The organism is Microbacterium sp. NFH-22A-Y, from assembly GCF_021401375.1.
GTDB lineage: Bacteria > Actinomycetota > Actinomycetes > Actinomycetales > Microbacteriaceae > Microbacterium > Microbacterium hominis.
On the sequence record NZ_JACBGF010000002.1, the window covers coordinates 992,095 to 1,014,671 of the forward strand.

Sequence of the window (22,577 nt, forward strand, 5' to 3'; positions counted from 1 at the left end):
TGCACCGCGGGAGGGGAGTGGGCTCAGGCGCGGGCGGCCTCGGAGACCTTGCGCGCGGCGGCGAGGGCCTGCGCGAGGTCGGCCTTGAGGTCCTCGACGTTCTCCAGACCCACCGACAGGCGCACGAGGCCGGGGGTCACGCCCGTCGTGAGCTGCTGCTCGGGCGTGAGCTGCGAGTGCGTCGTGGATGCCGGGTGGATGACGAGCGAGCGCACGTCGCCGATGTTCGCGAGGTGGCTGAACAGCTCGAGCGCGTTGACGAACTCACGGCCGGCCTCCACGCCCCCCTTCAGCTCGAACGAGAGCACCGCGCCGACACCCTTCGGGGCGTAGCGGTTCGCGGCGGCGTACCAGGGCGAGGTGGGCAGGCCCGAGTAGTTCACCGACGCGATGTCGTCGTGGTTCTCCAGCCACTCCGCGATCTCCTGCGCGTTCTGCACGTGACGCTCGATGCGCAGCGACAGGGTCTCGATGCCCTGGATGAGCAGCCACGCGCTCTGCGGCGAGATGGCGGCACCCAGGTCGCGCAGCAGCTGCACGCGGGCCTTGATGACGTAGGCGAGGCCGTCGCCGACCGCCTGCGTGTAGACCGCGCCGTGGTAGGAGGGGTCGGGGGTGGTCAGGCCCGGGAAGCGGTCGGCGTGCTCCGACCACGGGAAGGTGCCGCCGTCGACGATCGCGCCGCCGATGACGGTGCCGTGACCGCCGAGGAACTTGGTGGCCGAGTGCACGACGATGTCGGCGCCGTGCTCGAACGGGCGGATGAGGTACGGGGTCGCGATCGTGTTGTCGACGATGAGCGGCACCCCGGCCTCGTGCGCGACGTCGGCGACGGTGCGGATGTCGAGGACGTTGATCTGCGGGTTGCCGATCGTCTCCGCGAAGAACAGCTTCGTGTTCGGGCGGACGGCGCGGCGCCACTCCTCGGGGTCGTCCTGGTTCTCGACGAACGTGACCTCGATGCCGAGCTTGCCCAGCGTGTACTTGAACAGGTTGTAGGTGCCGCCGTAGATCGAGCTCGACGAAACGATGTGGTCGCCCGCCTCGGCGATGTTGAGCACCGCGAAGGTCTCCGCGGCCTGACCCGATGCGACGAGGAGGGCGCCGGTGCCGCCCTCGAGCGCGGCGATGCGCTGCTCGACGACATCCTGCGTGGGGTTCTGGATGCGGGTGTAGATGTTGCCGAACTCGGCCAGAGCGAAGAGGTTCGCGGCGTGGTCGGCGTTGTCGAACACGTAGGAGGTGGTCTGGTAGATCGGGGTGGCGCGCGCCTTCGTGACCGGATCGGGCTGGGCGCCCGCGTGGATCTGCGTGGTCTCGAAGCGCCAGTTCTCGGATGCGGACATGTCGGGCTCCATCGGGGTATCGGGAAGTGGAGGGGTGCCGGGACGGACGCCGCGGCCACCACCGAGAGTAGGGATCGGCGTCGTTGTCAACAACGGGTGGGAAATGTGACGTAACGAATTCGGCTCCCGACGGCATCCGGCACCGTGACGTAGCGTGGGGGCATGACTTCGCAGCAGGGGACCAGACGAGCCGTGGTGACGGGTGCGAGCTCGGGGATCGGAGCCGCCACGGTGCGGGCCCTCCGGGCGAGCGGGTGGGAGGTCGTGGGCGTCGCGCGCCGCGCCGACCGCCTTGCCGCCCTCGACGCCGAGGTCGGCTCCGCGTCGTTCGCGGCGGACCTCTCGAACGCGGCGGACGTCGCCGCGCTCGTCGAGCACCTGGCCGCCACCGGCCCGCTGCACGCGCTCGTCCACGTCGCGGGCGGCGCGCGCGGCACCGATCGGGTCGAGGACGGCGATCCCGCCGACTGGCGGTGGATGTTCGAGGCCAACGTGCTGTCGGCCCAGCTGGTGACCGCCGCGGTGCTGCCGCTGCTGCGTGCGGCGATCGGCGCCGGCGGCCACGCCGATACCCTGTACGTGACCTCGACAGCCGCCCAGACGGCGTATCCCGGCGGCGCCGGCTACAACGCGGCGAAGGCGGGCGAGGCGATGCTCGTGCACGCCCTCCGCCTCGAGCTCAACGGCGAGCCGATCCGGGTGACGGAGATCGCGCCGGGGATGGTCTACACCGAGGAGTTCACGCTCAACCGGCTCGGCGGCGACCGAGCCACCGCCGAGAAGGTCTACGAGGGCGTCGAGAATCCGCTCGTCGCGGACGACGTCGCCGACGTGATCGCCTACGCGCTGAACGCGCCGGGACACGTCAACCTCGACCTCGTGACGATGCGGCCCGTCGCCCAGTCCGCGCAGCACCTGCTCGCGCGCGGGCGCCTGCGCCCGCGCGGCTGACCCCGCGGCGCGCCCGCCGCGGCGACGCGTCAGGAGGCGGGAGCGTCGGAGAAGGCCACCTTCGGGACGAACACGAGCAGCACGGCCGCGAGGAAGCCGCCGCCGGCGCAGATCGCCCACACCGTGAGGTAGCCGCCGAGGGAGGCCGCGGTCTGGCTGGCCACGGCGCCGGCGCCGGCGGCGAGCACCACACCGAACACGGCCGACGAGAACGAGCCGCCGATGGTCTTGGTCGTGTTGGTCAACGCCGTCGCGATGCCCGTCTGCCCGCGCGGGGCGGCGGCGGCCGCGGCCGCCGGGAGCGCCCCGACGAGCGCACCGCAGCCGAGACCGGCGATCGAGAGGTTCAGCAGCACCTGCCACAGCTCGAGGTGGAACGGCAGGAAGAGGAGATACCCCACGCCCACCAGCAGGGAGGCCCCGATCAGCACGACCCGCGGGCTCGCCCGCCGCGACGTGATCGCGAACAGCACGGCTCCCACGATCAGCGACACCAGGTACACGCCGATGATGTTCGAGCGCTCCGTGGCATCCAGGCCGAGGCCGTAGCCGATCGAGGGATCGGTGCCGGCATACGTCGACAGCGGTCCCTGGGCGCCGAGGAGGCTGATCCCGATGAGGAACGCGGTGGCCTGCACGGGCCACATCTCCGGTCGCCGCAGCACGCGGATGTCGACGGCGGGGTCGTCCTGGCGCAGTTCGTAGCGCACGAACCAGACGAGCACGCCCGCGCCCGCGACCAGCAGCGCCACGACCCAGAACCAGGCGCCGGAGCCGAGTGCGAGCTCGCCGATCATGCGCATCCAGGCGAGCCCGCCCGTGATCAGCAGGAGCGCCCAGGCGAGCAGCACGAACCCCCAGGTGTCGAGGTGTCGTCCGCCCTCGGGGACGGACTCGGGGACGCCGACCCAGATGACGAGGGCGACGACCGTCACGGCGATCGCCGGCACGACCAGCGTGGCGGTGAGGTTCTGCCCGGTCGCCGCGAAGATGCGCCCCGCGGCGAGGGCGCCGATGATCGCTCCGGCCTGCAGCCCGACGACGAGCAGGCCCGCGGCGCGGCGGGTCGTGGACACACCCCGCTGCTGGACGCGTCCGCGCTCGAAGATGAGCGCGATCTCCAGCGGCAGCCAGACGACGTAGAAGCCCTGCAGCGCCCAGGCGATCAGGAAACTCCAGAACGAGGTCGCGAACACGAGCCACCATGTCGCCCCGGCAGTGAGGATCGCGGCGATCAGCAGGATGCGCTTGTGCCCGTACATGTCGCCGAGCTTGGCGAGCACCGGGACGACCAGTGCCGACAACAGCAGCTGCGCCGCCTCGAACCAGTTGACGTCCGAATCGTGGATGCCGAGGGAGACGACGATGTCGCTGAAGAGCGGCACGTAGTAGCCCTGCAGGATGCCGCTGACGATCTCCACCAGGATGAACCAGCCGATCAGGCCGGCGGTGATGCCGAAGCCGGCGGGGAGCCGGGCGGAGCGGGCGCGGGAGGTCTTCGCCGTCGAAGAGCCTGCAGTGGGGGAGGTCACGGCGTTCACTCTAGCCACGCGTGACGGCGGGCGGCGGCACCGACGCCTAGGCTGAATGCCGTGACCAGCGAGCGCGAAGTGTTGACATGGGACGGTTTCGGCGAGGCGACCCGGGCGCTGTCCCGATCGATCGTGGCGGACGGGTTCGTGCCCGACGTCGTGGTGGCGATCGCACGCGGCGGGCTGCTGCCCGGCGGCGCCATCGCGTACGGCCTCGGCGTGAAGAGCTGCGGCGCGCTGAACGTGGAGTTCTACACGGGCATCGGCACGGTGCTCGAGGCGCCGGCGCTGCTGCCGCCCGACCTCGACCTCGGCTACCTGCCGGGCAAGCGCGTGCTGCTCGTCGACGACGTCGCCGACAGCGGACGCACGCTGGCGCTCGCCGTGAAGATGCTGCGCGACGCGGATGCCGACGTGCGCTCGGTCTGCATCTACACGAAGCCCGGCAGCATCGCCCGGCCCGACTACTCCTGGCGTGAGACCGACCGCTGGATCGACTTCCCGTGGTCGGCCGCCGGCTCCGTCATCGAGGAGGATGCCGGCGCGGAGGCGAGCGCCTGATGGCGATGACGCTCGATGAGCTGGCCGGTGCCGGGCTCATCGACGCGGACTGGGCGTCCGCGCTCGCGCCGGTCGCCCCGGATATCGCCGCCCTCGGCGAGCGGCTGCGCGCCGAGACGGCCGCCGGTCGCCCCTACCTGCCCGCGGGCGACAAGGTGCTCCGCGCGTTCGCGCGCCCCCTGTCCGCGGTGAAGGTCCTCATCGTGGGCCAGGACCCGTACCCGACGCCCGGTCACCCGATCGGACTGTCGTTCGCCGTCGACGCGCACGTGCGGCCCCTGCCGCGGAGCCTCGCGAACATCTACCAGGAGCTCGAAGCCGACCTCGGCATCCCGAGAGCGCCGCACGGCGACCTCTCCGCCTGGAGTGACCAGGGCGTCATGCTGCTCAACCGCGTGCTGACGGTGGCGCCCGGAGCTCCCGCGTCGCATCGCGGGTGGGGGTGGGAGAAGGTGACCGAGCACGCCATCCGCACGCTGGTGGCCCGCGAACGCCCGCTCGTGGCGGTGCTGTGGGGGCGGGATGCCGCGAACCTGCGGCCGCTGCTCGGGGCGACCCCGATCGTCGAATCGGCTCATCCCTCACCGCTGTCGGCCAGCCGGGGCTTCTTCGGCTCACGGCCGTTCTCGCGCGTCAACGAGCTGCTGGCGCAGCAGGGTGCGTCCGCCGTGGACTGGCGCCTAGGCTGAGCGTCATGCTGGAGGAGGAGTACGAGAAGACGCGACGGCGGCTGCCGGCGCATCTGCGGCGCGCCGAGCAGGAACGACCGTTCGCGTACGAGATCCGTCCCGTGCGCGATGCCGACATCCCCGACATCCGCGAGATCTACAACCACTACGTGACGAACTCCGTCGTGACCTTCGACGAGAAGAAGTGGACGCTCGCGCAGTGGCGCGAGAAGGTCGCGCACCTGTCGCGGCTGGGCATGCCGTTCCTGGTCGCGCAGTCGCCGAGCGGGCAGATCCTCGGCTACGCGCTCGTACAGCCCATGTCCGCCAAGTCCGCGTATCGCTACAGCGTCGAGAACTCCATCTACCTGGGGCAGGCGGCCACCGGGAAGGGGCTGGGGCGTGCGCTGCTCGAAGCGCTCATCGCGGCGAGCGAGGCCGCCGGCATCCACCAGATGGTCGCCGTCATCAGCGACAAGGGTGCCGAGTCGTCGATCGCCCTCCACGAGAAGCTCGGCTTCGTCGAGGTCGGGCGGATGGGCCGGGTCGGCTTCAAGTTCGGTCGCTGGCTGGGCACCATCTACCTGCAGAAGCAGCTGTCTCCCGTCAAGAAGAAGCGCTCGCTGTTCTCGCGATCCGAGCGCTGACCGGCCGCCGTCGCCCGCCGGCCCGTCGCCCGCGGAGGCGCCACCCCGGCCGCGCTCGCGGAGGCGCCGTGACGAACGCCGGACTTCTCGGCCGCCCCCGAGGGGTCCCCGCGGTATCCGGGCGTCCTCCCCGGCCGACGCGCGGATTGTCCGACGCTCGTCACGGGGGCACAGCCCGGCGAGGCAGGCCGAGCCGGGCGGGGTCGGGCTCAGCCCGCGGATCCGCGCGCGCGGACGGCGTCGAGCAGCTCGCGCCACGCGCCGCGCGCCTGGTCCTCGCCGATGACGGCGCGGTGACGTCGACCGCGCAGGTCGGCGTCGATCGTCCAGGTGAAGCGATCGGCGCCGTCGGCCGGTGGGGGATCGGATGCCGTGGCCTCCCACGGGCAGCGCCCGACGAGCGCGATCCAGGTCGCGGACTCGTGCGGGGGAGCGCTCACGCTCCAGCGGCGGGTGAGCCCCGCGAACCCGCCGGAGCGGGTGACGCTCAGGAACACCTCCGGCTCGCCCTGCTCGGCAGGGTCAGACGTGGGGCCTGGATCGGGGTGATTCGTCACGGGCGGTCACGCCGACGGCGTTCCACGCGGTGCGGACGGCCTCGGCTTCCTCCGAGTCCTCACCGTACTCCCGCTCGGCGGTCGCCGTCGTGGCCGCCGCGAAGGTCGCGAAGTCGGCCGTGCGCGACAGCGAGCCCGAGGTGACGGTCGTGTACCAGATGCGTCCGGCGCGCTCCCACGCGAAGCCGCCGAGGGCGGTGGCGACGAGGTGGAACGCCTTGTTGGGGATGCCCGAGTTGATGTGGACGCCGCCGTTGTCCTCGGCGGTGTCGACGTAGTCGCGCATGTGGGCGGGCTGCGGGTCGCGGCCGATCACGTCGTCGTCGTACGCCGTGCCCGGTGCGCTCAGCGAGCGCAGGGCGACGCCCTGGACGGCGTCCGTGAAGATCCCGGCGCCGATCAGCCACGTCGCGTCGGCGGCGCTCTGGCGGCGGAGGTGCTGCTCGGTGAGGGCGCCGAAGACGTCGGCCACCGATTCGTTGAGCGCGCCGGACTGTCCGCGGTAGTCGAGACCGCCGCCGTGCTCGATCACGCCGTGGCCCAGCTCGTGCCCGATGACGCTGATCGACCCGGTGAAGCCGCGGAACACCTCGCCGTCACCGTCGCCGAAGACCATCCGCTCGCCGTTCCAGAACGCGTTGTCGTAGCGATCGCCGTAGTGCACGGTCGCCTCGAGGGTGCCGCCCGCGCCGTCGATCGACCGCCGGGAGAACGCACCCCAGAACAGCTCGAAGCTCGCCCCGAGCCCGTCGAACGCCTCGTCGACCGCCGGGTCGCCCGAGGCCGGGTCGTCCTCGCCGCGCACGCGCACGCCGGGTAGCTGCTCGCGGTGCTGCGCGTCGGAGATCACACGGTCGGGGGCGGGCTCGCCGCTCACGACGAGCGCATCACCGTCGACCGAGAGGTCGAGCCGGGCGCGATCGGGACGCGACGGATGGTAGGTGCGCACGATCGCGAGCGTCGCCCGGGCGGCCTCCGCCGCGGCCTCGAGGTGAGGAGCCTGCGCGGCGGCGAGGCGGGACAGCAGGTACGGGGGGACGATGGCCGGCATGGCGTCACCCTACGCCCGGCTACCGACGCCCGTCTGCGTCGCGCGGCGGGTCGATCACCGGGATCGATGCGAGCAGACGCCGCGTGTAGGCGACCTGAGGGGCGAGGAGCACCTTCTCCGTCGGGCCCTCCTCGACGATCCGCCCGTCCTTCATGACGACGACCTCGTCGCACAGGTTCTGCACCACGCCGATGTCGTGCGAGACCATCACGAGGGTGAGCCGCTCGCTCTCGCGCAGCGCGCGCAGCAGCTCGAGGATCTGCGCACGCACGGTGACGTCGAGGGCCGACAGCGGCTCGTCGCCGACGAGGATGCGCGGCCGGTGCACGATCGCGCGGGCGAGGGCGACGCGCTGACGCTGGCCGCCGGAGAACTCGTGCGGGTAGCGGTCGGCCATCTCCGCGTCCAGCCCGACCGCCTCCAGCACCTCCCGCACCCGGGCGCGCCGGTCGCCCGGGATGCCGAGCGCCCACAGGGGCTCGCCCACGATCCGGCCGACGCTCATGCGCGGGTCGAGCGACGCGTAGGGGTCCTGGAAGACGATCCCCGTCTCGCGGCGCAACCAATGCAGCGAGCGGGCGGATGCGCCGGCGCCGACGCGGCGACCGGCGACCGTGACGGTGCCCGTCGAGGGGCGGTCGAGTCCGAGCAGGATGCGCACGAGGGTCGACTTGCCGGAGCCGGACTCGCCGATGATGCCCACGGCCGATCCCTCGAAGACGTCGATGTCGGCGTCGTCGAGCGCGGTCGTCCACCGCGCCGGCTCGAGCAGTCGGGTGCCGCGCTGGCGGAAGCGGCGGCTCAGCCCGCGTCCGCTGAGCAGGGGCGAGGCGTCGCTCACGAGATTCCTCCCGGGCGCCACAGGGTGGCGGTCGCGTCGCGCAGGAGTCCCTGAGTGACGGGGGATGCCGGTGCGGTGAGCAGCCGGGAGAGCGGTCCGTGTTCGATGACCCGTCCCTCGTCGAGCACGACCGCGTGGGTGGCGATCTGCGAGAGCACCGCGAGGTCGTGGGTGATGAACACGAGCGACATCCCGTCGCGGGTGACGAGACCCGCCAGCAGGTCGAGCACCTCCGCCTGGATCGTCACGTCCAGCGCCGTGGTGGGCTCGTCCGCGATGAGCAGCCGGGGGCGGCAGGCCAGGGCCATCGCGATGGCGACGCGCTGTCGCTGACCGCCGGAGAGCTGGTGCGGATAGCGCCGCACGATCTGCGCCGGCTCGGGCAGGCGCACCCGCTCCGCCTCCGCGATCGCGCGCACCGCGGCATCCCGGCGTCCGAGGCCCTCGTGGATGCGCACCGACTCGGCGATCTGACGCCCGACCGTGCGGATGGGGTTGAGGGCGGTGCGCGGTTCCTGGAACACGATGCCGATCTCGTCGCCGCGCAGCCGCGCGAGCTCGCGGTCGGGGAGGCCGATCAGCTCGCGGTCGTCCCAGCGGATGCTGCCCGACGCCGTCGCGGCGTCCGGCAGGAGGCCGAGCACCGCGAGGGCGGTGAGCGACTTGCCGGAGCCGGACTCGCCGATCAGTCCCACGCGAGCGCCGTCGGGCACGTCGAAGGAGACGCCGTCGACGACACGACGGCCGTCGATCTCGATCACGAGGTCGCGCACCACGAGGCTCATGCGATCACCGCCGGGGTATGCGTCTGCGCGGCCGTGCGACGCCGCGACAGGGTGGGGTCGGTCGCCTCGCGCAGGGCGTCGCCGAGCAGGTTGAGTCCGAGGACGGTGATGGTGATCGCCAGACCCGGCCAGACCACGCTGAGCGGATGCACCGAGATGTACTGCTGGAGGTCCTTGAGCAGCAGGCCCCAGCTCGGCTCGGTGAGCGGCGCGCCGAAGCCGAGGTAGCTGAGTCCGGCCTCGGCGAGGACGGCGACCGCCATGCCCCACGACAGCTGCACGATGAACACGGGCGCGACGTTGGGCAGCAGGTGCCGGTACAGGTTCTGGAACGGGGTGAGTCCGGCCGCGCGACCGGCGAGGACGAAGTCGCTGTGCAGCACACGCCGCAGCTCCGGGCGTGTGACGCGCGCGATGTTGACGCCGAAACCGATGCCGACCGACACGATCACCACCCAGAGCGAGCCGCCCCACACCGACGAGATCATCATGGCGATCAGCAGGACCGGGAAGGCGATCAGGATGTCCACGAGCACGGCCACCGTCTCCCGCAGCCAGCGGGCGGTCAGCGAGCCCAGCGCCGCGAGGGCGACGCCGATCACCGTCGCGACGAGCCCGGCGCCCAGCGCGACCCAGACGGTCGTGCGCGCCCCGGCCATCAGCAGGCTCAGGATGTCGCGGCCCGAGCCGTCCGTGCCGAGCAGATGCGGCCAGCCCGGGGGAGCCCACCGTCCGTCGACGTCGACGGTCTGCGGATCGAAGGGCAGCCAGAACCGCGCGACGAGCGCCACGACCCCGATCGCGAGGACCACCACGAGACCGAAGCGTCCCGTCGACAGCGACCAGAGCCGCCGCAGCCACTCGAGCCTTCTCATTCCGCCTCCCGCTGCCGGGGGTCGATGACACGGTGGGCGAGGTCGACGGCGAACCCGACCACGAGGACGAACCCGGTCAGCACGAGCAGTTCGCCCTGCACCTTCAGGAGGTCGCGCTTGCCGACGTCCTCCACCAGCATCCGTCCGATGCCGGGGAGGCTGAACAGCTGCTCGATGACGACGGCTCCGACGATGATGCCCGCGACCTGCAGCCCGAGCACCGTGATGATGGACAGCCCGACCGTGGGCAGGCCGTGGCGCAGGAGCGCCTGGGTGCGGGTGAGGCCCTTCGCGGCCGCGGTGCGGACGAAGTCCTGCCCCGTGGCCTGCAGGGTGGCCGAGCGGACGAAGCGCATCAGCATCGCACCCTCGACCACGCCGATCGTGATCGCCGGCAGCAGCAGGGCGCGGACGGCGGATGCCGGGTCGCTCCAGCCTGCCCGGGGGAACCCCTGCGCGGGCAGCCAGCCGAGCCAGACCGCGAAGACGAGGACGAGCATCATGCCCGCCCACACGACCGGCACCGCCGCGACGGCCTGGGCGCCCACCGACAGCGCCGTGCCGTCGGGGCGTCCGCGGCGCATCGCCGACACGACGCCGAAGGGGAGGGCGATCACGAGCGCCACCGTCATGGCCATCAGCCCCAGCGGGATGGTGACCTGGGCCTTCTCGGCCAGCTGCGCCCCGACCGGCGCCCCGGTCAGCAGCGACTGCCCGAGGTCGCCGCGCAGCACCCCGCCGATCCAGGCGAGGTACTGCACGGGCAGCGGCTGGCCGAGGCCGAGGCGCTCGCGGATCGCGGCGACCTGCTCCGGACTCGAGTCGATCCCGGCGATGAGCTGCGCCACATCGCCGGGAAGGACCCGCAGCGTGAGGAAGATCAGCGCACTGGCGACGAACAGGCCCAGCAGGAGCAGGGCCAGTCGCGTCAGTACGTAGCGGATCACCCCTTGCTCTTGGCCAGTTCGGCGAGGTCGATGCGCTCGTTGACGTTGACCGAGGGGAAGCCGCTCACGTTGGTGGCGACCGCGACGACCGAGGCGCCGTTGTACAGCCAGTCGGCGGCCTGGTCGTCGGCGACGATCTTCGCGGCCTTCTTCAGCAGGTCGGCGGAGGTCTGCTCGTCGGTCGCGCTGAGCGACTGCTGGTAGAGCTTCTGCACCTCGGCGTTGTCGTAGGTGAAGTAGTAGTCCGGGTTCGCCCAGTTCTCGAAGTCACGCGCCTCGGTGTGCAGGACGAAGCTGAGGTCGTAGTTCTTGTTGATGTAGACGTCGTTGAGCCACGTCGGGAACTCGACGGCCTTCACCTTGAGCGTGATGCCCACGTCGTTGAGGTTCGACACGAGGATCTGCGACACCGTCGTCCCGTAGAACGAGGGGATCGTGAGGGTCAGCGTGAGATCGCTCACGCCCGCCTCCGCGAGCAGCTTCTTCGCGGCATCCGGATCGAACGGCGCCGTCGACGAGAGGTCCTCGTAGCCGGGGTCGAGCTCGGGGATGGGGCCGTAGAGGGTCTGGCCCGCACCCAGCGCCTTCACGATGGCGTCGTGGTCGATGGCCTGGCGGATGGCCTGGCGCACGCGCTTGTCGGACAGCGGGGCCTTCGTCGCATTCATCGCGAGCGTGCCCTTGTCGGTGGACTTGCCGAGCACGAGCGCGAAGTCGCCGTTCGCCTCGACCTGGTCCTTGAGGTTCGCGTCGAAGCCGGTGACGACGTCGAGCTCGTGGGCGAGAGCGCCGTTGAGGGCCGCCTGGTTGTCGGGGATGTAGTCGAAGACGACCTCCTTCGCCTTGGCCTTGTCGCCCCAGTAGGCGTCGTTGCGGTCGAAGGTGATCGAATCGCCCTGCTTCCAGTTCGCGAGGGTGAACGGACCGGTGCCGTTGGCCTTCGTCTTGCGGTCGGTGGTGTCGTCCTTCTTCAGGACGAGGCCGGCGCGGCCGGTGAGGTTCCACAGCAGGCTCGAGTCGGGCTCGCTGAGGGTGAGGACGATGTCCTGGCCGTTCGCGGCCATCGTCTGCACGCGTGCGAGGCGCTCGGAGTCGCGGTAGGCGGCGTTGTCCTTCACCTGCTGGAGCGACCAGACGACGTCCTCGGGCGTGAGGGGCGAGCCGTCGTGGAAGCTCACCCCCTCGCGGAGGGTGAACGTGTAGGTGAGGCCGTCGCCGGAGACGTCGTAGCTGCTGGCCAACGCCGGCTCGATCTGCTGGTCGGGCGTGCGGGAGACGAGCCCCTGGTACACGTTGTCGATGAGGATCTGGTCGAGCGCGGCGCCGGCCGTCTCACGGATGTCGAGGTTGCTCGGCTCGGAGACCAAACGCACCGTCACGACGGCGTCGGGGTCGGGCGTGACCGCGGAGGCCGAGGTGTCGGGGGCGGCGCCGCCGGAGCAGGCGCTGAGCAGCAGGGCGCCGGCCGCGATGAGCGCGGCCGCGGCGACGGAGGTGCGGCGAAGCATGTGAGAGGTGTCCTTTCGGGGGCGCGGGCATGCGCCGGTGCTGTGCGCAGCGGCCCGCGGACTCTTGTGCGCGTTACAGCCTAGGCTTTGCCGGGCCCGTCGCGGTCATCGATCGTCGCAGCCCCGACACGGCGCGTCATGCAGCGCGTCGGGCCGGCCCCGCCTCAGCCGCGGGCGACCTGTGCGATCAGTCGCGCCAGCTCGACCGGCTGCTCCTCCTGGACGTTGTGGCCCGAGACGATGTCGACGACGGATGCCGCGGGCAGGCGGCGCCGGAACTCGTCGGCATCCGCCGGCGTCACGAACCCGCGGGTGCCGCGTACGAGCGTGATCGGCGCGGCGACGGCCGCGAGATCGTCCCAGCCGCTCGCCGTCAGCGCGCCGCGCAGAGCGGCCTGCTGGGCGGCGGCGCTCGCGGCGGCATCCGGGTCGCCGGCGAGCGCGTTCGCGAGGTGGGCGAAGTGATGCTTCCACTCGATGCGGCCGTCCGCGCGGATGCGCGAGTTCAGCGTGACGCCGCGCGTCGCGGCCTCGCGCGACCCGCCGAGGCCGAAGGCGAGGGCGCGTTCGACGAGCTCCTCTCGGCTCGCCCAGTCGGTGGGCCCCGCGAAGAAGGCCGCGATCTGGGCGGCGTCGCCGTTGGGGTCGATGCCGGGAGTGATGTCGACGACGATCAGCTCGCGCACGAGGTCGGGGTGCGCCGCGGCGAGGGCCGCGCCGGTGAGGCCGCCGAGCGACTGCCCGACCAGCACCTGCGCGGCCGGTGCCCAGGCGGCGATCGCGGGGGCGATGTCGGCGGCCAGCACGCCGCCCGCGTACGTCGCGTCCGCCCGCCACGACGAGTCGCCGTGGCCGGGCAGGTCCACGGCCAGCGCCGGGAGCCCGAGGGCGAGCACCGTCGTGTCCCACGTGTGGGCGTTCAGGCCCGCGCCGTGCAGGAGGGTGACCTGCGGGGGAGCGAAGGCTCCGGTGGTCGGATCGCCGTAGTGGAGCGCGCTCACCGTGCGACCGTCCGGCAGCGTGTGGGTCAGCCGGCGGACCGGAGGCGGGGCGTCGATGCCGAGCTCCGCGGCCTGGGCCGCGAGGAAGGAGAACTCATCCATCCCGCCATTCTCCCCCCTCTCCCTCCCCCTCTCCCTCCCACCCCACCCCGCGAGCCGCTACGGCACGGACGAGCCGCTAGGGCCTGGGCGGTGCGCGCGATGGCGGCTCGCACGCGGGATAGCGGTTCGCGGGTGAGGGGGCGTCCTAGGCTGGGCGCATGAGCAGCGAGCGTCGCGTCCACCTGTCCCGGTCCGCCCGTCCCGCCTACGACGCGCTGGAGGCCTTCTCCCAGACGGTCGGCACCATCGCGGCCGACGCGGGGATCGACGCGCGGCTGCGGGAGCTCGTGCTCATCCATGCCTCGCAGCTCAACGGCTGCGCCTACTGCGTGCGGGTGCACGTCGACCGCGGCGTGGCGGCGGGACTGACCGCCGACGACATCGCGCAGTTGGCGACGTGGCGCGAGTCGGGGGTCTTCTCGGCGCGCGAACGCGCCGCTCTCGAGCTCGCCGAGTGCTACGTCTTCATCCACGAGGAAGGCGTGCCGGACGAGGTCTACGACCGCGTGGGCGGCATCCTCTCCGAGCCGGAGTACGTCGCGATCAGCTGGCTCCTCGTCTCGATCAACGCGTTCAACCGCATCACGATCGCCGGGGCGTACCCCGTCCCGCCGCGCGGGGGCGAGGCGGCGGCCGCAGCAGCGGGGAGCGGCACCGCATGACGCTGGTGCCCGGAGCGCTCAACTTCCGCGACGTCGGCGGGCTGCCGGCGGGCTCGGGTGCGACGAGGCCGCGGGTGCTCTTCCGCTCCGGCAACCTCGCTCGGCTGACCGGCGAGGGATGCCGCGCGCTCGCGGATCTCGGCGTGCGCCGGATCGTGGATCTGCGCGCCGACGACGAGGTCGCCACCGAGCCGAGTCGCGTCGACGGCCTCGACCTCGAGACGGTCCGCATCCCGCTGTTCGTCGGATCGGTCGGATCCTTCTTCGCGGAGGACAGGTCGCTCGCGCAGATGTACCGCGAGCTGGTCGACGGCTCGGCGCCGCAGCTCGTGGAGGCCGCGCGCGCGGTCCTGGGCGCGCAGCCCGTGCTCGTGCACTGCACGGTGGGCAAGGACCGCACGGGCGTGACGATCGCGTTGCTGCTGGCGGCGGCGGGCGTCGACGAGGACGCGATCGTCGCCGACTACGCCCGGACGGAGGCGCTGCTGCCGCCGGAGCGGAACGGGCGCGTGCTGGCGTATCTGCGCACCCTGCATCCCGACGCGCGCCATCTCGACGACCTCGTGACGCGTTCGCCGGCCGCGGTCATGCGGGATCTCCTCGCCGATGTGCGCGGCCGCTACGGCGGCGCCGCCGACTACCTGCGCGCCCACGGACTGGCGGAGGGCGAGGTGGCGGCCCTGCGCACGCACCTCATCGAAGAATGAGGTAAGGCTCCCCTTAACAGGGCGTATGATGGGGGTCATCATGACTTCCCTCGCGACACGTGCCGTGCACGACTCGACCGCCTGCAAGGCGTCGCGTCACGCGCGCGTGCAGCACCTCATCACGGCCGACGAGAACGCGCTCGCCGAGCTGGAGGCGCTCATCGCGACCCTGCCGATCTGCTCGACCGGCCGCGTCTTCGTCGAGGTTCCCGACGCATCGTGGATCGCTCCGATCACCGTTCCTGCCCGGATGGTGCTCACGTGGCTCGATCGATCGGCGCGCAGCGGCGAGCCGGGCACGGGCCGGGCATGCGCCCCGGGGCAGGCGCTGAGCCGCGCCGTCACCGCCTGGGCCGACGAGATGCTCTGCGACGACGCCGTCTCCGACGAGGCCGCGGCGGACGACACCGACGGGCTTCGGCCCGCGTCGGATGCCGCGTGCGTCGACGGCACGCGCATCCACCTGCTCGGGGGCTTCCTCGGCACCGCCGACATCTTCGACCACCTCACCGAGCGTCTGGGCATCGCCGCCGCGGCGGTGCACACGCCCGCCCGCTTCGGGCTCGTCAGCTCCCGCTGACCCGCGCGCCCTTCGTCGACGACGAGCCGCGTGGCACGTAGTTGCCCTCCTCCAGCCCGGCGAGGATCTCAAAGCGGTTCGTCAGCGGATCCCGACCGGCCACGGCGTACAGCAGCGGCATGAGGAAGCCGTAGCGGCGCCACTGGCGCGCGTGCACGGCCTCGTGCCGCAGCACCGCGTCGCCGATGTGCGGCGAGTCGGTGAGGAAGCACCCGCCCACGCACACGCCGCCGCGACCGAACGTCCAGGAGGGCATCCCGGTGAAGACCCAGAGCCCGCCCCGGCGCTCGATGCGTCCCGTCGACCACAGCGTCCCCCAGACCCAGCCCACGGCCGTGCCCCACCAGTAGCCGGCGTGGCTCACCGGCGAGTCGAGGAGGAAGCCGGGGATCAGCGCGTCCAGGCGCCGCCCGCGCGCCACGGCCCGGGCGGCACGGGCCTGCCAGCCGGGAGGCGGAGTGGCGATCACGCGAGCGCGCCGACCACGCGGAGGATCGTCCCGAGGTCGTCGACGGCCGCCGCGGGCGAGGCCGGTGCGAACCCGGAGAGGGACGCGCCCGCGAGGGGGAAGCGCGAGCGCACCGCGCCGATCGCGGCGGTCAGCTGCGCGAGCGTGAGCCCGAAGGGGACCGGACGGGAGACACCCGCGAGCACCGCCGGGTCGAGCACGTCGAGATCGACGTGGATGTACACGGCCTGCGCGCCGGTGGCCGCCACCGCGTCCACGAGCGCGTTCGCCTCGGCGGCGGCATCCGCGTCGACGACGCGCACCGCGCTGGTGTCCAGGAACGCGCGTTCCGGCTCGTCGAGCTCGCGGGTGCCGACCAGCACGGTGCGATCCTCCGCGACGGCGCCGCCGCCCGGGAGCGCGGAGGTCGCCACGACCGCACGGAGCGCCATCCCGGCGAACGCGCCGGAGGGCGAGGTGGTCGGGGTGTGGAGGTCGCCGTGCGCGTCGAACCACACGACGGCGAGGTCGGTGTGCGTCCGGGCGGCGTGCGCGATCGCGGGAAGGGCCACGCCGCAGTCGCCGCCGATGACGAGGGCGGGCTCGTCGCCGGTCACCAGGGCGGCGCCGACGGCCTCCGCGACGCGGTTCAGGGCGCTGAAACGGCGGATGCCCGTCTCGAGCTCTTCGCCGGCCTCCGCCGGGACCTCGACGCGCGTCGTCGCGGCGCGCGGGAGGTCGCCCGCGATCGCCTCGGCACCGTCGACGAGCAGCATCGCCCGCGGGGCGGGCGAGCCCTGCCACTGCGGCACCACCAGGAAGCGTGTCATGCGGTCATCCTTCCGTCGCCGCGGGCCGTCCCGGGGCTCCCGCGTCGGGCGGGGCCCCGGAACGTGCGCGCCGTTCCTACTGCTCGAGCGCCGCCGTGGGGCTGCCGCCGCTCTTGAGCGCGGCCAGCCGCGCCTCGACTTCGGTGAGCTCGCCGACGTCCTCGAGCTCGTTGAACTGGGCGTCGAGGCTGGATGCCGCCAGCTCCGCCTTGCCGGCGGCGAGGGCCTCCTGGCGACGGACCTTGTCTTCGAAGCGTCCGAGCTCGCTCGTGGGGTCGAGCACGTCGATCGACTTGACGGCGTCGTGCACCTTGTTCTGCGCCTCGGCGGTCTTCGCGCGCGCCAGCAGCTCGCTGCGCTTCGCCTTGAGCTGCTCGAGCTTCTGCTTCATGCCGTTGAGGCCGTCCTTGAGCTTGTCCACGACCTCCGTCTGGGAGGCGATCGTCGGCTGGACGGCCTTGGCCTCGTTCTCCTCGCTGATCTGGCGCTGCAGGGCGATCTTGGCGAGGTTGTCGAACTTGTCGGCATCCGCGGCGTTGCCGGCCGCGCGCAGCTCGTCGGCCTTGCGGCTGGCGGCGAGGGCCTTGTTGCCCCATTCCGCGGCGGCACGGACGTCCTCCTCGTGGTCGCGCTCGAGCAGGCGCAGATTTCCGATGGTCTCAGCGATGGCGGACTCGGCGTCGGCGATCGAGTTGGTGTAGTCGCGCACCAGCTGGTCGAGCATCTTCTGCGGGTCTTCGGCGGAATCGAGCATCGCGTTGATGTTCGCCTTCACGAGAGTCGAGATGCGGCCGAAGATGGACTGCTTTGCCATCGGTTTTCCTTTCCTAGCGGGAAACTGCGGGGACTGCGAGGTCAGTGGTGGTGGGCGGGAGAAGGGCGGGATGCCGGCTCAGAAACGGCCCCCTCCGCGTCGGGACCGGCTTCCGGCCCCGCCGAAGCCGCCGGGGGAGATGCTGCCGCCGCGGCTGCCGGACGAGCCTCCGAAACCGCCTCGGCGACCGCCGCCGCCGAGGAGCGAGTTGATGACGATCCCGCCGAGGATCGCGCCCATCATGTCGCCCGATCCGTTGCCGCGCGCCGCGGGGGCCGTGCCGCCGAACATGCCACCCTGGAACACGCCCACGTCGTTCTGCGCGGCGCGCAGCGCCTGCGTCGCGAGGTCGTGGGCGCGCTGCGCGGCGGCGAGGGCCTGGGCGGGGTCGGACTGCTGCAACTGGCGCGCCTGGACGAGGGAGGCGCCGGCCTCGGCGAGTCGCGTGCGCGCCTCGGCGCCCACGGCCCCGCGGCGCGAGCCGATGAAGTCCTCGGCGGCGGAGATCTCGCCCTGCGCCTGGGCCAGGAGGCCGCCGAGCTGCTGGGCGGCGCGCGCGGCCTGCTGCTGTGCGTCACGGACGCCCGCCAGCAGGGCGTCGATCTGCGCGTTCGCCCGATCGAGCTCGTCGCGCGCGAACAGGGGTCGCTTCGCCGTGCCCGTGATCAGGGCGCGGGCGGCATGCACCTGGGCGCGTGTCGCCGCGATGACCGGTGCGATCCGGCCGTCCGGATCGGGCAGGGCGCTCGCCGCGGCGATGTCGGTCTCGAGGTCGGCGATGAGGGCGGCGGCGTCCGTCTCGGCCTGCGCGAGGTCGGCGCCGAGGCGACCGACCGCGTCCTGCAGCACCTGCGCCTGCGAGACCGCGTCCTCGGCCGCCCGGATGCTCACGGCCGCGGCGCCGCCGTTGCCGGCGCCGATCTGCTGCTGAGCGGTGGTCAGCTGGGTGTCGGCGAACGCGAGCCGCTGCTGCGCCTGCTCGGGATTGTCCGCGATCGGGGCGAGGGCGAGCGGGTCGTAGGTCGTGCGGAGGGCGGCGAGGGCCGAGGCGGCGGCCTCGTGCGCGCCGCCCACCGTGGCGCGCAGCTGCTGGAGGCGGGCCAGCGCCTCGGGCGCGTTCTGCTCGAGCTTGCGCAGCTCGTCGAAGGCGGCGGCCTTCTCGTCGAGCTGGGCGTTCGCGGCGTCGCACAGCTCGACGATGCGCGCGTTCCACGCCCGCGCGTCGGACTCGCTGTCGGGCGTCGCGTCGTCCAGCCTCTGCTTGAGCGAGAACGCCTCGTCCAGCTTCGACTTCGCGTCGGCGAGTGCGGCGGCGAACTCGCGGGCGGCGTCGTCGCCGAACTGCGCGCGGGCGAAGCCGAGCTCCTGCTCGCTCGTCTTGACCGCATCGTCGGTCTGCACGAGAGCCGACGACGCGCGGCGGGCGAGGTCTTCGAGGCTGACCGGCGGCGGCGCCCCGGGCGTCGCGCCCTGCGGACCGCGGCGCCGCGACCGGACGACGATCCACACGACGAGCACGGCGAGGGCCAGCAGGACCACGATGAGCAGGATCGGCACGATGCCGCCGGCACCTCCCGCCGAGGTTCCTCCCGAGCCCCCCGCGATCGCGTCGGCCAGCCCGTCGGCGGCGGCGGTCGCGGCGCCGACCCAGTCGCCGGAGCTGAGCGCGGGCTGCACCCGCTGCTGCTCGATCGTGGTGAGCTCGTCGCCGGTGACCGGCCCCGCGGAATACCCCGACAGGTAGTACTGCCGGCCGTCGGTGGAGATCGCGAGCAGGTACTGGTGCGGGCCGAGACCGTTGTTCTGAGCCGTCTGGTTCGCCCACTCCTCGGGGGAGGACGGGTCGGTGAACTGCGGGACGTAGGCGACCCACAGGTCGACTCCCGAGCTGGCCGTCAGGGCGCGCAAGCGCGTGTCGACCTCCGACACCTGGGCCCCGGAGAGCACCCCCGACTGGTCGACGACGCGCGAGGAGCTCAGGGCGACGGGGCTCGTCGCCACCGCTGCCGCCGCACCGCCGAGGACGATCGCCGCTGCCGCCGTCAGAGCCAGCCACAGACGCGCACGCATGAGTGATCCTCCCTGCGCGAGGCGCGGGTCCCTCGCTCGCTCCCTTCGATCCTATGCCCCGCGCGGCATGGCACGATAGGCGGGCCGACGGGATGCTGCGGGTCTGCGCGGACGCGGCCCGTCGTCCCGCCCGGCGGGAGTCGGCCCGGTAGGGTGTCGGCTTCGGAGGAACCATGATCGACGACGGATTCGGCCCCGACCGGTACGGAGCGGACGTGCTCGCCGCGGGATGGCGCGACGCCGGTCGCGCCATCGTCCCGCGCGTCGAGGCCACCGCGGACCTGGTGGTGGAGGTGGCCGGCGACGGGTTCTGCGGAGCCGTCACCGGCATCCAGTCCGGCCACGTCGAGCTGGAGGACCGGCGCGGACGGCGCCGACTGTTCCCGCTCGGCGGGGGCTTCCTGATCGACGGCGCCGCCGTCGTGCTCGAGCCCCCGCGACGCGCGGCGACCGGGCCGCGGCGCACGGCGTCGGGCTCCTTCGCCGCCGACACCGCGCGGGCGCGGGTCGCGCGCGCCTCCCGCATCCTCGTCGAGGGCCGCCACGACGCCGAGCTGGTCGAGAAGGTGTGGGGCGACGACCTGCGCGTGGAGGGCGTGGTCGTCGAGTACCTCCAGGGCGTCGACCTCCTCGAATCCGTGCTGCGCGACGAGCCGCCCGGGCCGGGACGGCGCTACGGCGTGCTCGTCGACCACCTCGTGCCGGGCTCGAAGGAGTCGCGCATCGCCGACGCGGTCGCGCGCGGGCCCCACGGCGCGCACGTGCGCATCGTCGGGCACCCCCACATCGACGTGTGGCAGTGCGTCCTGCCGCGTGCGCTCGGCATCGCGTCCTGGCCGGAGGTGCCGCGCGGCATCGAGTGGAAGGTCGGCGTGAGCCGGGCGCTCGGCTGGCCCGCGCACGACCAGGCCGACATCGCGCGGACGTGGCAGCGCATCCTCGGCTCCGTGCACACCTACCGCGACCTCGACCCGGCCCTGCTCGGGCGCGTCGAGGAGCTCATCGACTTCGTCACCACCTGACGGCGCGGCGTCCGCCGGTACCCTGGTCGGATGCCGCACGAGACCGAACCCGCCCCGCGCTACCGCGACAAGCCCGTCTCGTTCGTGCGGCGCAGCGGCCGGATGAGCGACGCGCAGGAGCGGGCGTGGGCGGAGCTGTCGCCGCGGTACGTGATCGAGGTGCAGCGGGATGCCGCGGCCACCAGCATCCTGCCGGGGACGACCATCGCGCCCGCCGAGGTCTACGGGCGCACCGCGCCGCTGATCGTCGAGATCGGCTCCGGCCAGGGCCACGCGATCGTGCACGCCGCGGCGCAGACGCCGGACACCGACTTCCTGGCGGTCGAGGTGTTCCGCGCGGGCCTGGCTCGGACGATGCTCGACGCCGACCGCGACGGTGTGCGCAATCTGCGGTTGGTCGAGGCGAACGCGCCCGAGGTCCTCGAGCACCTCCTGCCCGAGGCGGGCGTCGACGAGCTCTGGATCTTCTTCCCCGACCCGTGGCACAAGGCGAAGCACAACAAGCGCAGGCTCGTCGCCCCCGCCTTCCCGCCGCTCGCGGCGCGGGCGCTGCGCGACGGCGGGATGCTGCGGCTGGCGACCGACTGGGAGGACTACGCCCTGCAGATGCGCGCCGTGCTGGGCTCTGCGTCGGAGTTCGCCGCGGCGTTCGAGGGGGCGTGGGCACCGCGCTTCGACGGACGGGTCATGACCGCCTTCGAGCGCAAGGGGCTCGCCAAGGGGCGCGAGATCCGCGACCTCGCCTACCGTCGCGCGGCGCGCGGCCCCTCCGGCGCGGCATGATCTCGACGGCGGCCTCGGACGCGTCCTCCCGCCGGTGGGGTACGGCCGTCGGCCCCGCCCTGATCGTCTGCCTGGCCGCGCCCGCGTTCTTCGTGCTGCTGCAGCCCCTGATCGGCGTGGGGCTCCTCGCCCTCGGGGTGGGCGCCGCGATCGCGCGGGAACGGGGCCGGGTCGCCGCATCCGCACCCTCGCTCGCCCGCGACCTCTCGCTCATCGCGCTGGGCATGCTCGTCGTGAGCGCGATCTCGCTCGAGGCGAAGCTCGACGACCTCTCCATGATCCGCTTCACCCTCGCGCTCGGCGGCGCCGTCGCGGTGCCGTACGCCGTCTCACGGTGGGTGTACCGCGACCGGGCCATCCGGTTCCCCTGGCGCGGCGGCGGGCGTTGGAAGAGCTGGCAGTGGGCCTGGCTCGTCGCCGTGCTCGTGCTCGGATGGGCCCTCCTGCCGTTCTACTTCATCAGCTCCGGCGTGTACCGCAATTGGCCCGTGGTCGACTCGCCGGAGCTCATCGCCCGGCTGTTCGTCGGGGTCGGCGCGGTCGGCATCTGGGACGAGTTGTTCTTCATCTGCACCGTGTTCGTGCTGTTGCGCCGCCACCTGCCCGACGTCGCCGCGAACCTCCTGCAGGCCGTCGTCTTCGTCTCCTTCCTCTGGGAGCTCGGCTACCGGGCATGGGGTCCCGTGCTCACGATCCCGTTCGCTCTGCTGCAGGCGGTGATCTTCCTCAAGACGCGCTCACTCGGCTACGTCGTGACGGTGCACCTGCTGTTCGACGCCGTCGTCTTCGCCGTCCTGGTGCACGCCCACAACCCCGGACTGCTCGACGGGATCTTCCTGCTCGTGCCCGGCTCCTGATCAGCCGGCGACGCTATCCTCGTACCCGGGCCCAGACAGGGTCTCCGGACGAGGGATCCCAGTACCCGGTGAGCGACAAGACTGGCCGAAAGGTCTCGTCATGTCCTGGCTCGTCCTCATCGTCTCCGGCATCCTCGAAGCCGTCTGGGCCACCGCCCTCGGCAAATCGGAGGGCTTCAGCCGGCCCGCTCCCACGATCGTCTTCGCCGTGGCGCTCGTCGCCAGCATGGGCGGACTCGCGTGGGCGATGCGCGACATCTCCACCGGCACGGCCTACGCCGTGTGGGTCGGCATCGGCGCCGCGCTCACCGTCGCGTACGCGATGATCACCGGCGACGAGCAGTTCTCGCTCGTACGGATGCTGCTCATCGTGGGACTGGTCGGATGCGTCGTCGGCCTGAAACTCGTCGGCCACGACTGACCGCCGCGCGC

Annotated in this window: 25 protein-coding genes and 1 riboswitch; of the genes, 11 read left to right on the forward strand and 14 right to left on the reverse strand. The window is 72.6% G+C overall.

Going from position 1 to position 22,577, the window contains the following annotated elements:
* Window positions 1-23 precede the first annotated feature (23 nt).
* Window positions 24-1,346 (reverse strand): bifunctional o-acetylhomoserine/o-acetylserine sulfhydrylase, encoded by a 1,323-nt coding sequence (locus L0965_RS10410; RefSeq protein WP_060961029.1) that lies wholly within the window; start codon window positions 1,344-1,346, stop codon window positions 24-26.
* Between the two features lie 162 nt (window positions 1,347-1,508).
* Between L0965_RS10410 and L0965_RS10415 the strand changes: the two genes are divergently transcribed.
* The gene (locus L0965_RS10415; RefSeq protein WP_101306667.1) at window positions 1,509-2,297 is read left to right on the forward strand and encodes an SDR family oxidoreductase; all 789 of its coding nucleotides are present in this window, start codon (window positions 1,509-1,511) and stop codon (window positions 2,295-2,297) included.
* A 29-nt stretch (window positions 2,298-2,326) separates the two neighbouring features.
* Here the strand turns inward: L0965_RS10415 and L0965_RS10420 are convergent, their stop codons facing one another.
* Complete coding sequence (locus L0965_RS10420; RefSeq protein ID WP_232783918.1) at window positions 2,327-3,829, reverse strand: MFS transporter; 1,503 nt, start codon at window positions 3,827-3,829, stop codon at window positions 2,327-2,329.
* Window positions 3,830-3,889: 60 nt separating this feature from the next.
* On the opposite strand from L0965_RS10420, the gene L0965_RS10425 reads away from it, so the two are divergent.
* The 3 genes from L0965_RS10425 to L0965_RS10435 are packed head-to-tail and all read left to right on the forward strand — an operon-like array spanning window position 3,890 to window position 5,705.
* Window positions 3,890-4,390 (forward strand): phosphoribosyltransferase, encoded by a 501-nt coding sequence (locus tag L0965_RS10425; protein WP_060960893.1) that lies wholly within the window; start codon window positions 3,890-3,892, stop codon window positions 4,388-4,390.
* Complete coding sequence (locus L0965_RS10430; RefSeq protein ID WP_060960892.1) at window positions 4,390-5,079, forward strand: uracil-DNA glycosylase; 690 nt, start codon at window positions 4,390-4,392, stop codon at window positions 5,077-5,079. The genes L0965_RS10425 and L0965_RS10430 overlap by 1 nt, the downstream gene beginning before the upstream one ends.
* Window positions 5,080-5,084: 5 nt before the next feature.
* The gene (locus L0965_RS10435; protein ID WP_060960891.1) at window positions 5,085-5,705 is read left to right on the forward strand and encodes a GNAT family N-acetyltransferase; all 621 of its coding nucleotides are present in this window, start codon (window positions 5,085-5,087) and stop codon (window positions 5,703-5,705) included.
* Window positions 5,706-5,914: 209 nt separating this feature from the next.
* Here L0965_RS10435 and L0965_RS10440 read toward each other — a convergent pair whose 3' ends face one another.
* The 8 genes from L0965_RS10440 to L0965_RS10475 form a co-directional block, all read right to left on the reverse strand.
* Window positions 5,915-6,202: a protealysin inhibitor emfourin gene (locus L0965_RS10440; protein ID WP_231735195.1), complete on the reverse strand. Its 288-nt coding sequence runs from the start codon at window positions 6,200-6,202 to the stop codon at window positions 5,915-5,917.
* Window positions 6,203-6,227: 25 nt separating this feature from the next.
* On the reverse strand, window positions 6,228-7,313 hold the full coding sequence (locus L0965_RS10445) for a M4 family metallopeptidase (RefSeq protein WP_101306666.1): 1,086 nt from the start codon (window positions 7,311-7,313) through the stop codon (window positions 6,228-6,230).
* Between the two features lie 19 nt (window positions 7,314-7,332).
* On the reverse strand, window positions 7,333-8,154 hold the full coding sequence (locus L0965_RS10450; protein ID WP_101306665.1) for an ABC transporter ATP-binding protein: 822 nt from the start codon (window positions 8,152-8,154) through the stop codon (window positions 7,333-7,335).
* The gene (locus L0965_RS10455; protein ID WP_060960888.1) at window positions 8,151-8,939 is read right to left on the reverse strand and encodes an ABC transporter ATP-binding protein; all 789 of its coding nucleotides are present in this window, start codon (window positions 8,937-8,939) and stop codon (window positions 8,151-8,153) included. Before L0965_RS10455 ends, L0965_RS10450 begins: the two co-directional genes overlap by 4 nt.
* Entirely contained in the window at window positions 8,936-9,814 is an 879-nt protein-coding gene (locus L0965_RS10460) for an ABC transporter permease (RefSeq protein ID WP_101306664.1), read from the reverse strand. The genes L0965_RS10455 and L0965_RS10460 overlap by 4 nt, the downstream gene beginning before the upstream one ends.
* A complete protein-coding gene (locus L0965_RS10465) occupies window positions 9,811-10,761 on the reverse strand; it encodes an ABC transporter permease (RefSeq protein ID WP_101306663.1) in 951 nt (316 codons plus the stop codon). Before L0965_RS10465 ends, L0965_RS10460 begins: the two co-directional genes overlap by 4 nt.
* Entirely contained in the window at window positions 10,758-12,269 is a 1,512-nt protein-coding gene (locus L0965_RS10470; protein ID WP_101306662.1) for an ABC transporter substrate-binding protein, read from the reverse strand. Before L0965_RS10470 ends, L0965_RS10465 begins: the two co-directional genes overlap by 4 nt.
* Before the next feature lie 164 nt (window positions 12,270-12,433).
* A complete protein-coding gene (locus L0965_RS10475) occupies window positions 12,434-13,372 on the reverse strand; it encodes an alpha/beta fold hydrolase (protein WP_101306661.1) in 939 nt (312 codons plus the stop codon).
* Window positions 13,373-13,530: 158 nt separating this feature from the next.
* On the opposite strand from L0965_RS10475, the gene L0965_RS10480 reads away from it, so the two are divergent.
* From L0965_RS10480 to L0965_RS10490, 3 genes are read left to right on the forward strand one after another with little or no spacing between them, the layout of a single operon-like run.
* Window positions 13,531-14,034, forward strand: a complete 504-nt coding sequence (locus tag L0965_RS10480) for a carboxymuconolactone decarboxylase family protein (protein ID WP_060960883.1) — start codon at window positions 13,531-13,533, stop codon at window positions 14,032-14,034.
* On the forward strand, window positions 14,031-14,741 hold the full coding sequence (locus tag L0965_RS10485; protein ID WP_101306660.1) for a tyrosine-protein phosphatase: 711 nt from the start codon (window positions 14,031-14,033) through the stop codon (window positions 14,739-14,741). The genes L0965_RS10480 and L0965_RS10485 overlap by 4 nt, the downstream gene beginning before the upstream one ends.
* 40 nt (window positions 14,742-14,781) lie before the next feature.
* Complete coding sequence (locus L0965_RS10490) at window positions 14,782-15,321, forward strand: SIP domain-containing protein (RefSeq protein WP_101307261.1); 540 nt, start codon at window positions 14,782-14,784, stop codon at window positions 15,319-15,321.
* Here the strand turns inward: L0965_RS10490 and L0965_RS10495 are convergent.
* From L0965_RS10495 to L0965_RS10510, 4 genes are all read right to left on the reverse strand, one after another.
* A complete protein-coding gene (locus L0965_RS10495; RefSeq protein ID WP_101306659.1) occupies window positions 15,308-15,790 on the reverse strand; it encodes a Fe-S oxidoreductase in 483 nt (160 codons plus the stop codon). The two genes, L0965_RS10490 and L0965_RS10495, sit on opposite strands and share 14 nt — an antisense overlap.
* Window positions 15,787-16,599 (reverse strand): arginase family protein, encoded by an 813-nt coding sequence (locus L0965_RS10500; RefSeq protein ID WP_101306658.1) that lies wholly within the window; start codon window positions 16,597-16,599, stop codon window positions 15,787-15,789. Before L0965_RS10500 ends, L0965_RS10495 begins: the two co-directional genes overlap by 4 nt.
* Window positions 16,600-16,675: 76 nt before the next feature.
* Entirely contained in the window at window positions 16,676-17,413 is a 738-nt protein-coding gene (locus L0965_RS10505; RefSeq protein WP_060960880.1) for a PspA/IM30 family protein, read from the reverse strand.
* A 78-nt stretch (window positions 17,414-17,491) separates the two neighbouring features.
* On the reverse strand, window positions 17,492-19,483 hold the full coding sequence (locus L0965_RS10510) for a TPM domain-containing protein (RefSeq protein WP_101306657.1): 1,992 nt from the start codon (window positions 19,481-19,483) through the stop codon (window positions 17,492-17,494).
* A gap of 173 nt (window positions 19,484-19,656) precedes the next feature.
* On the opposite strand from L0965_RS10510, the gene L0965_RS10515 reads away from it, so the two are divergent.
* The 4 genes from L0965_RS10515 (at window position 19,657) to L0965_RS10530 (ending at window position 22,566) form a co-directional block, all read left to right on the forward strand.
* Complete coding sequence (locus tag L0965_RS10515) at window positions 19,657-20,505, forward strand: DUF3097 family protein (protein WP_101306656.1); 849 nt, start codon at window positions 19,657-19,659, stop codon at window positions 20,503-20,505.
* 30 nt (window positions 20,506-20,535) lie between these two features.
* Window positions 20,536-21,288, forward strand: a complete 753-nt coding sequence (gene trmB, locus L0965_RS10520) for a tRNA (guanosine(46)-N7)-methyltransferase TrmB (RefSeq protein WP_101306655.1) — start codon at window positions 20,536-20,538, stop codon at window positions 21,286-21,288.
* Window positions 21,285-22,145, forward strand: a complete 861-nt coding sequence (locus tag L0965_RS10525; RefSeq protein ID WP_198553629.1) for a CPBP family intramembrane glutamic endopeptidase — start codon at window positions 21,285-21,287, stop codon at window positions 22,143-22,145. The genes trmB and L0965_RS10525 overlap by 4 nt, the downstream gene beginning before the upstream one ends.
* 23 nt (window positions 22,146-22,168) lie before the next feature.
* A riboswitch (guanidine-III (ykkC-III) riboswitch) is annotated at window positions 22,169-22,235 on the forward strand.
* 10 nt (window positions 22,236-22,245) lie between these two features.
* Window positions 22,246-22,566 carry a multidrug efflux SMR transporter gene (locus L0965_RS10530; RefSeq protein WP_101306654.1) on the forward strand — a complete coding sequence of 107 codons (321 nt, stop codon included), beginning with the start codon at window positions 22,246-22,248 and terminating at the stop codon, window positions 22,564-22,566.
* Window positions 22,567-22,577 lie beyond the last annotated feature (11 nt).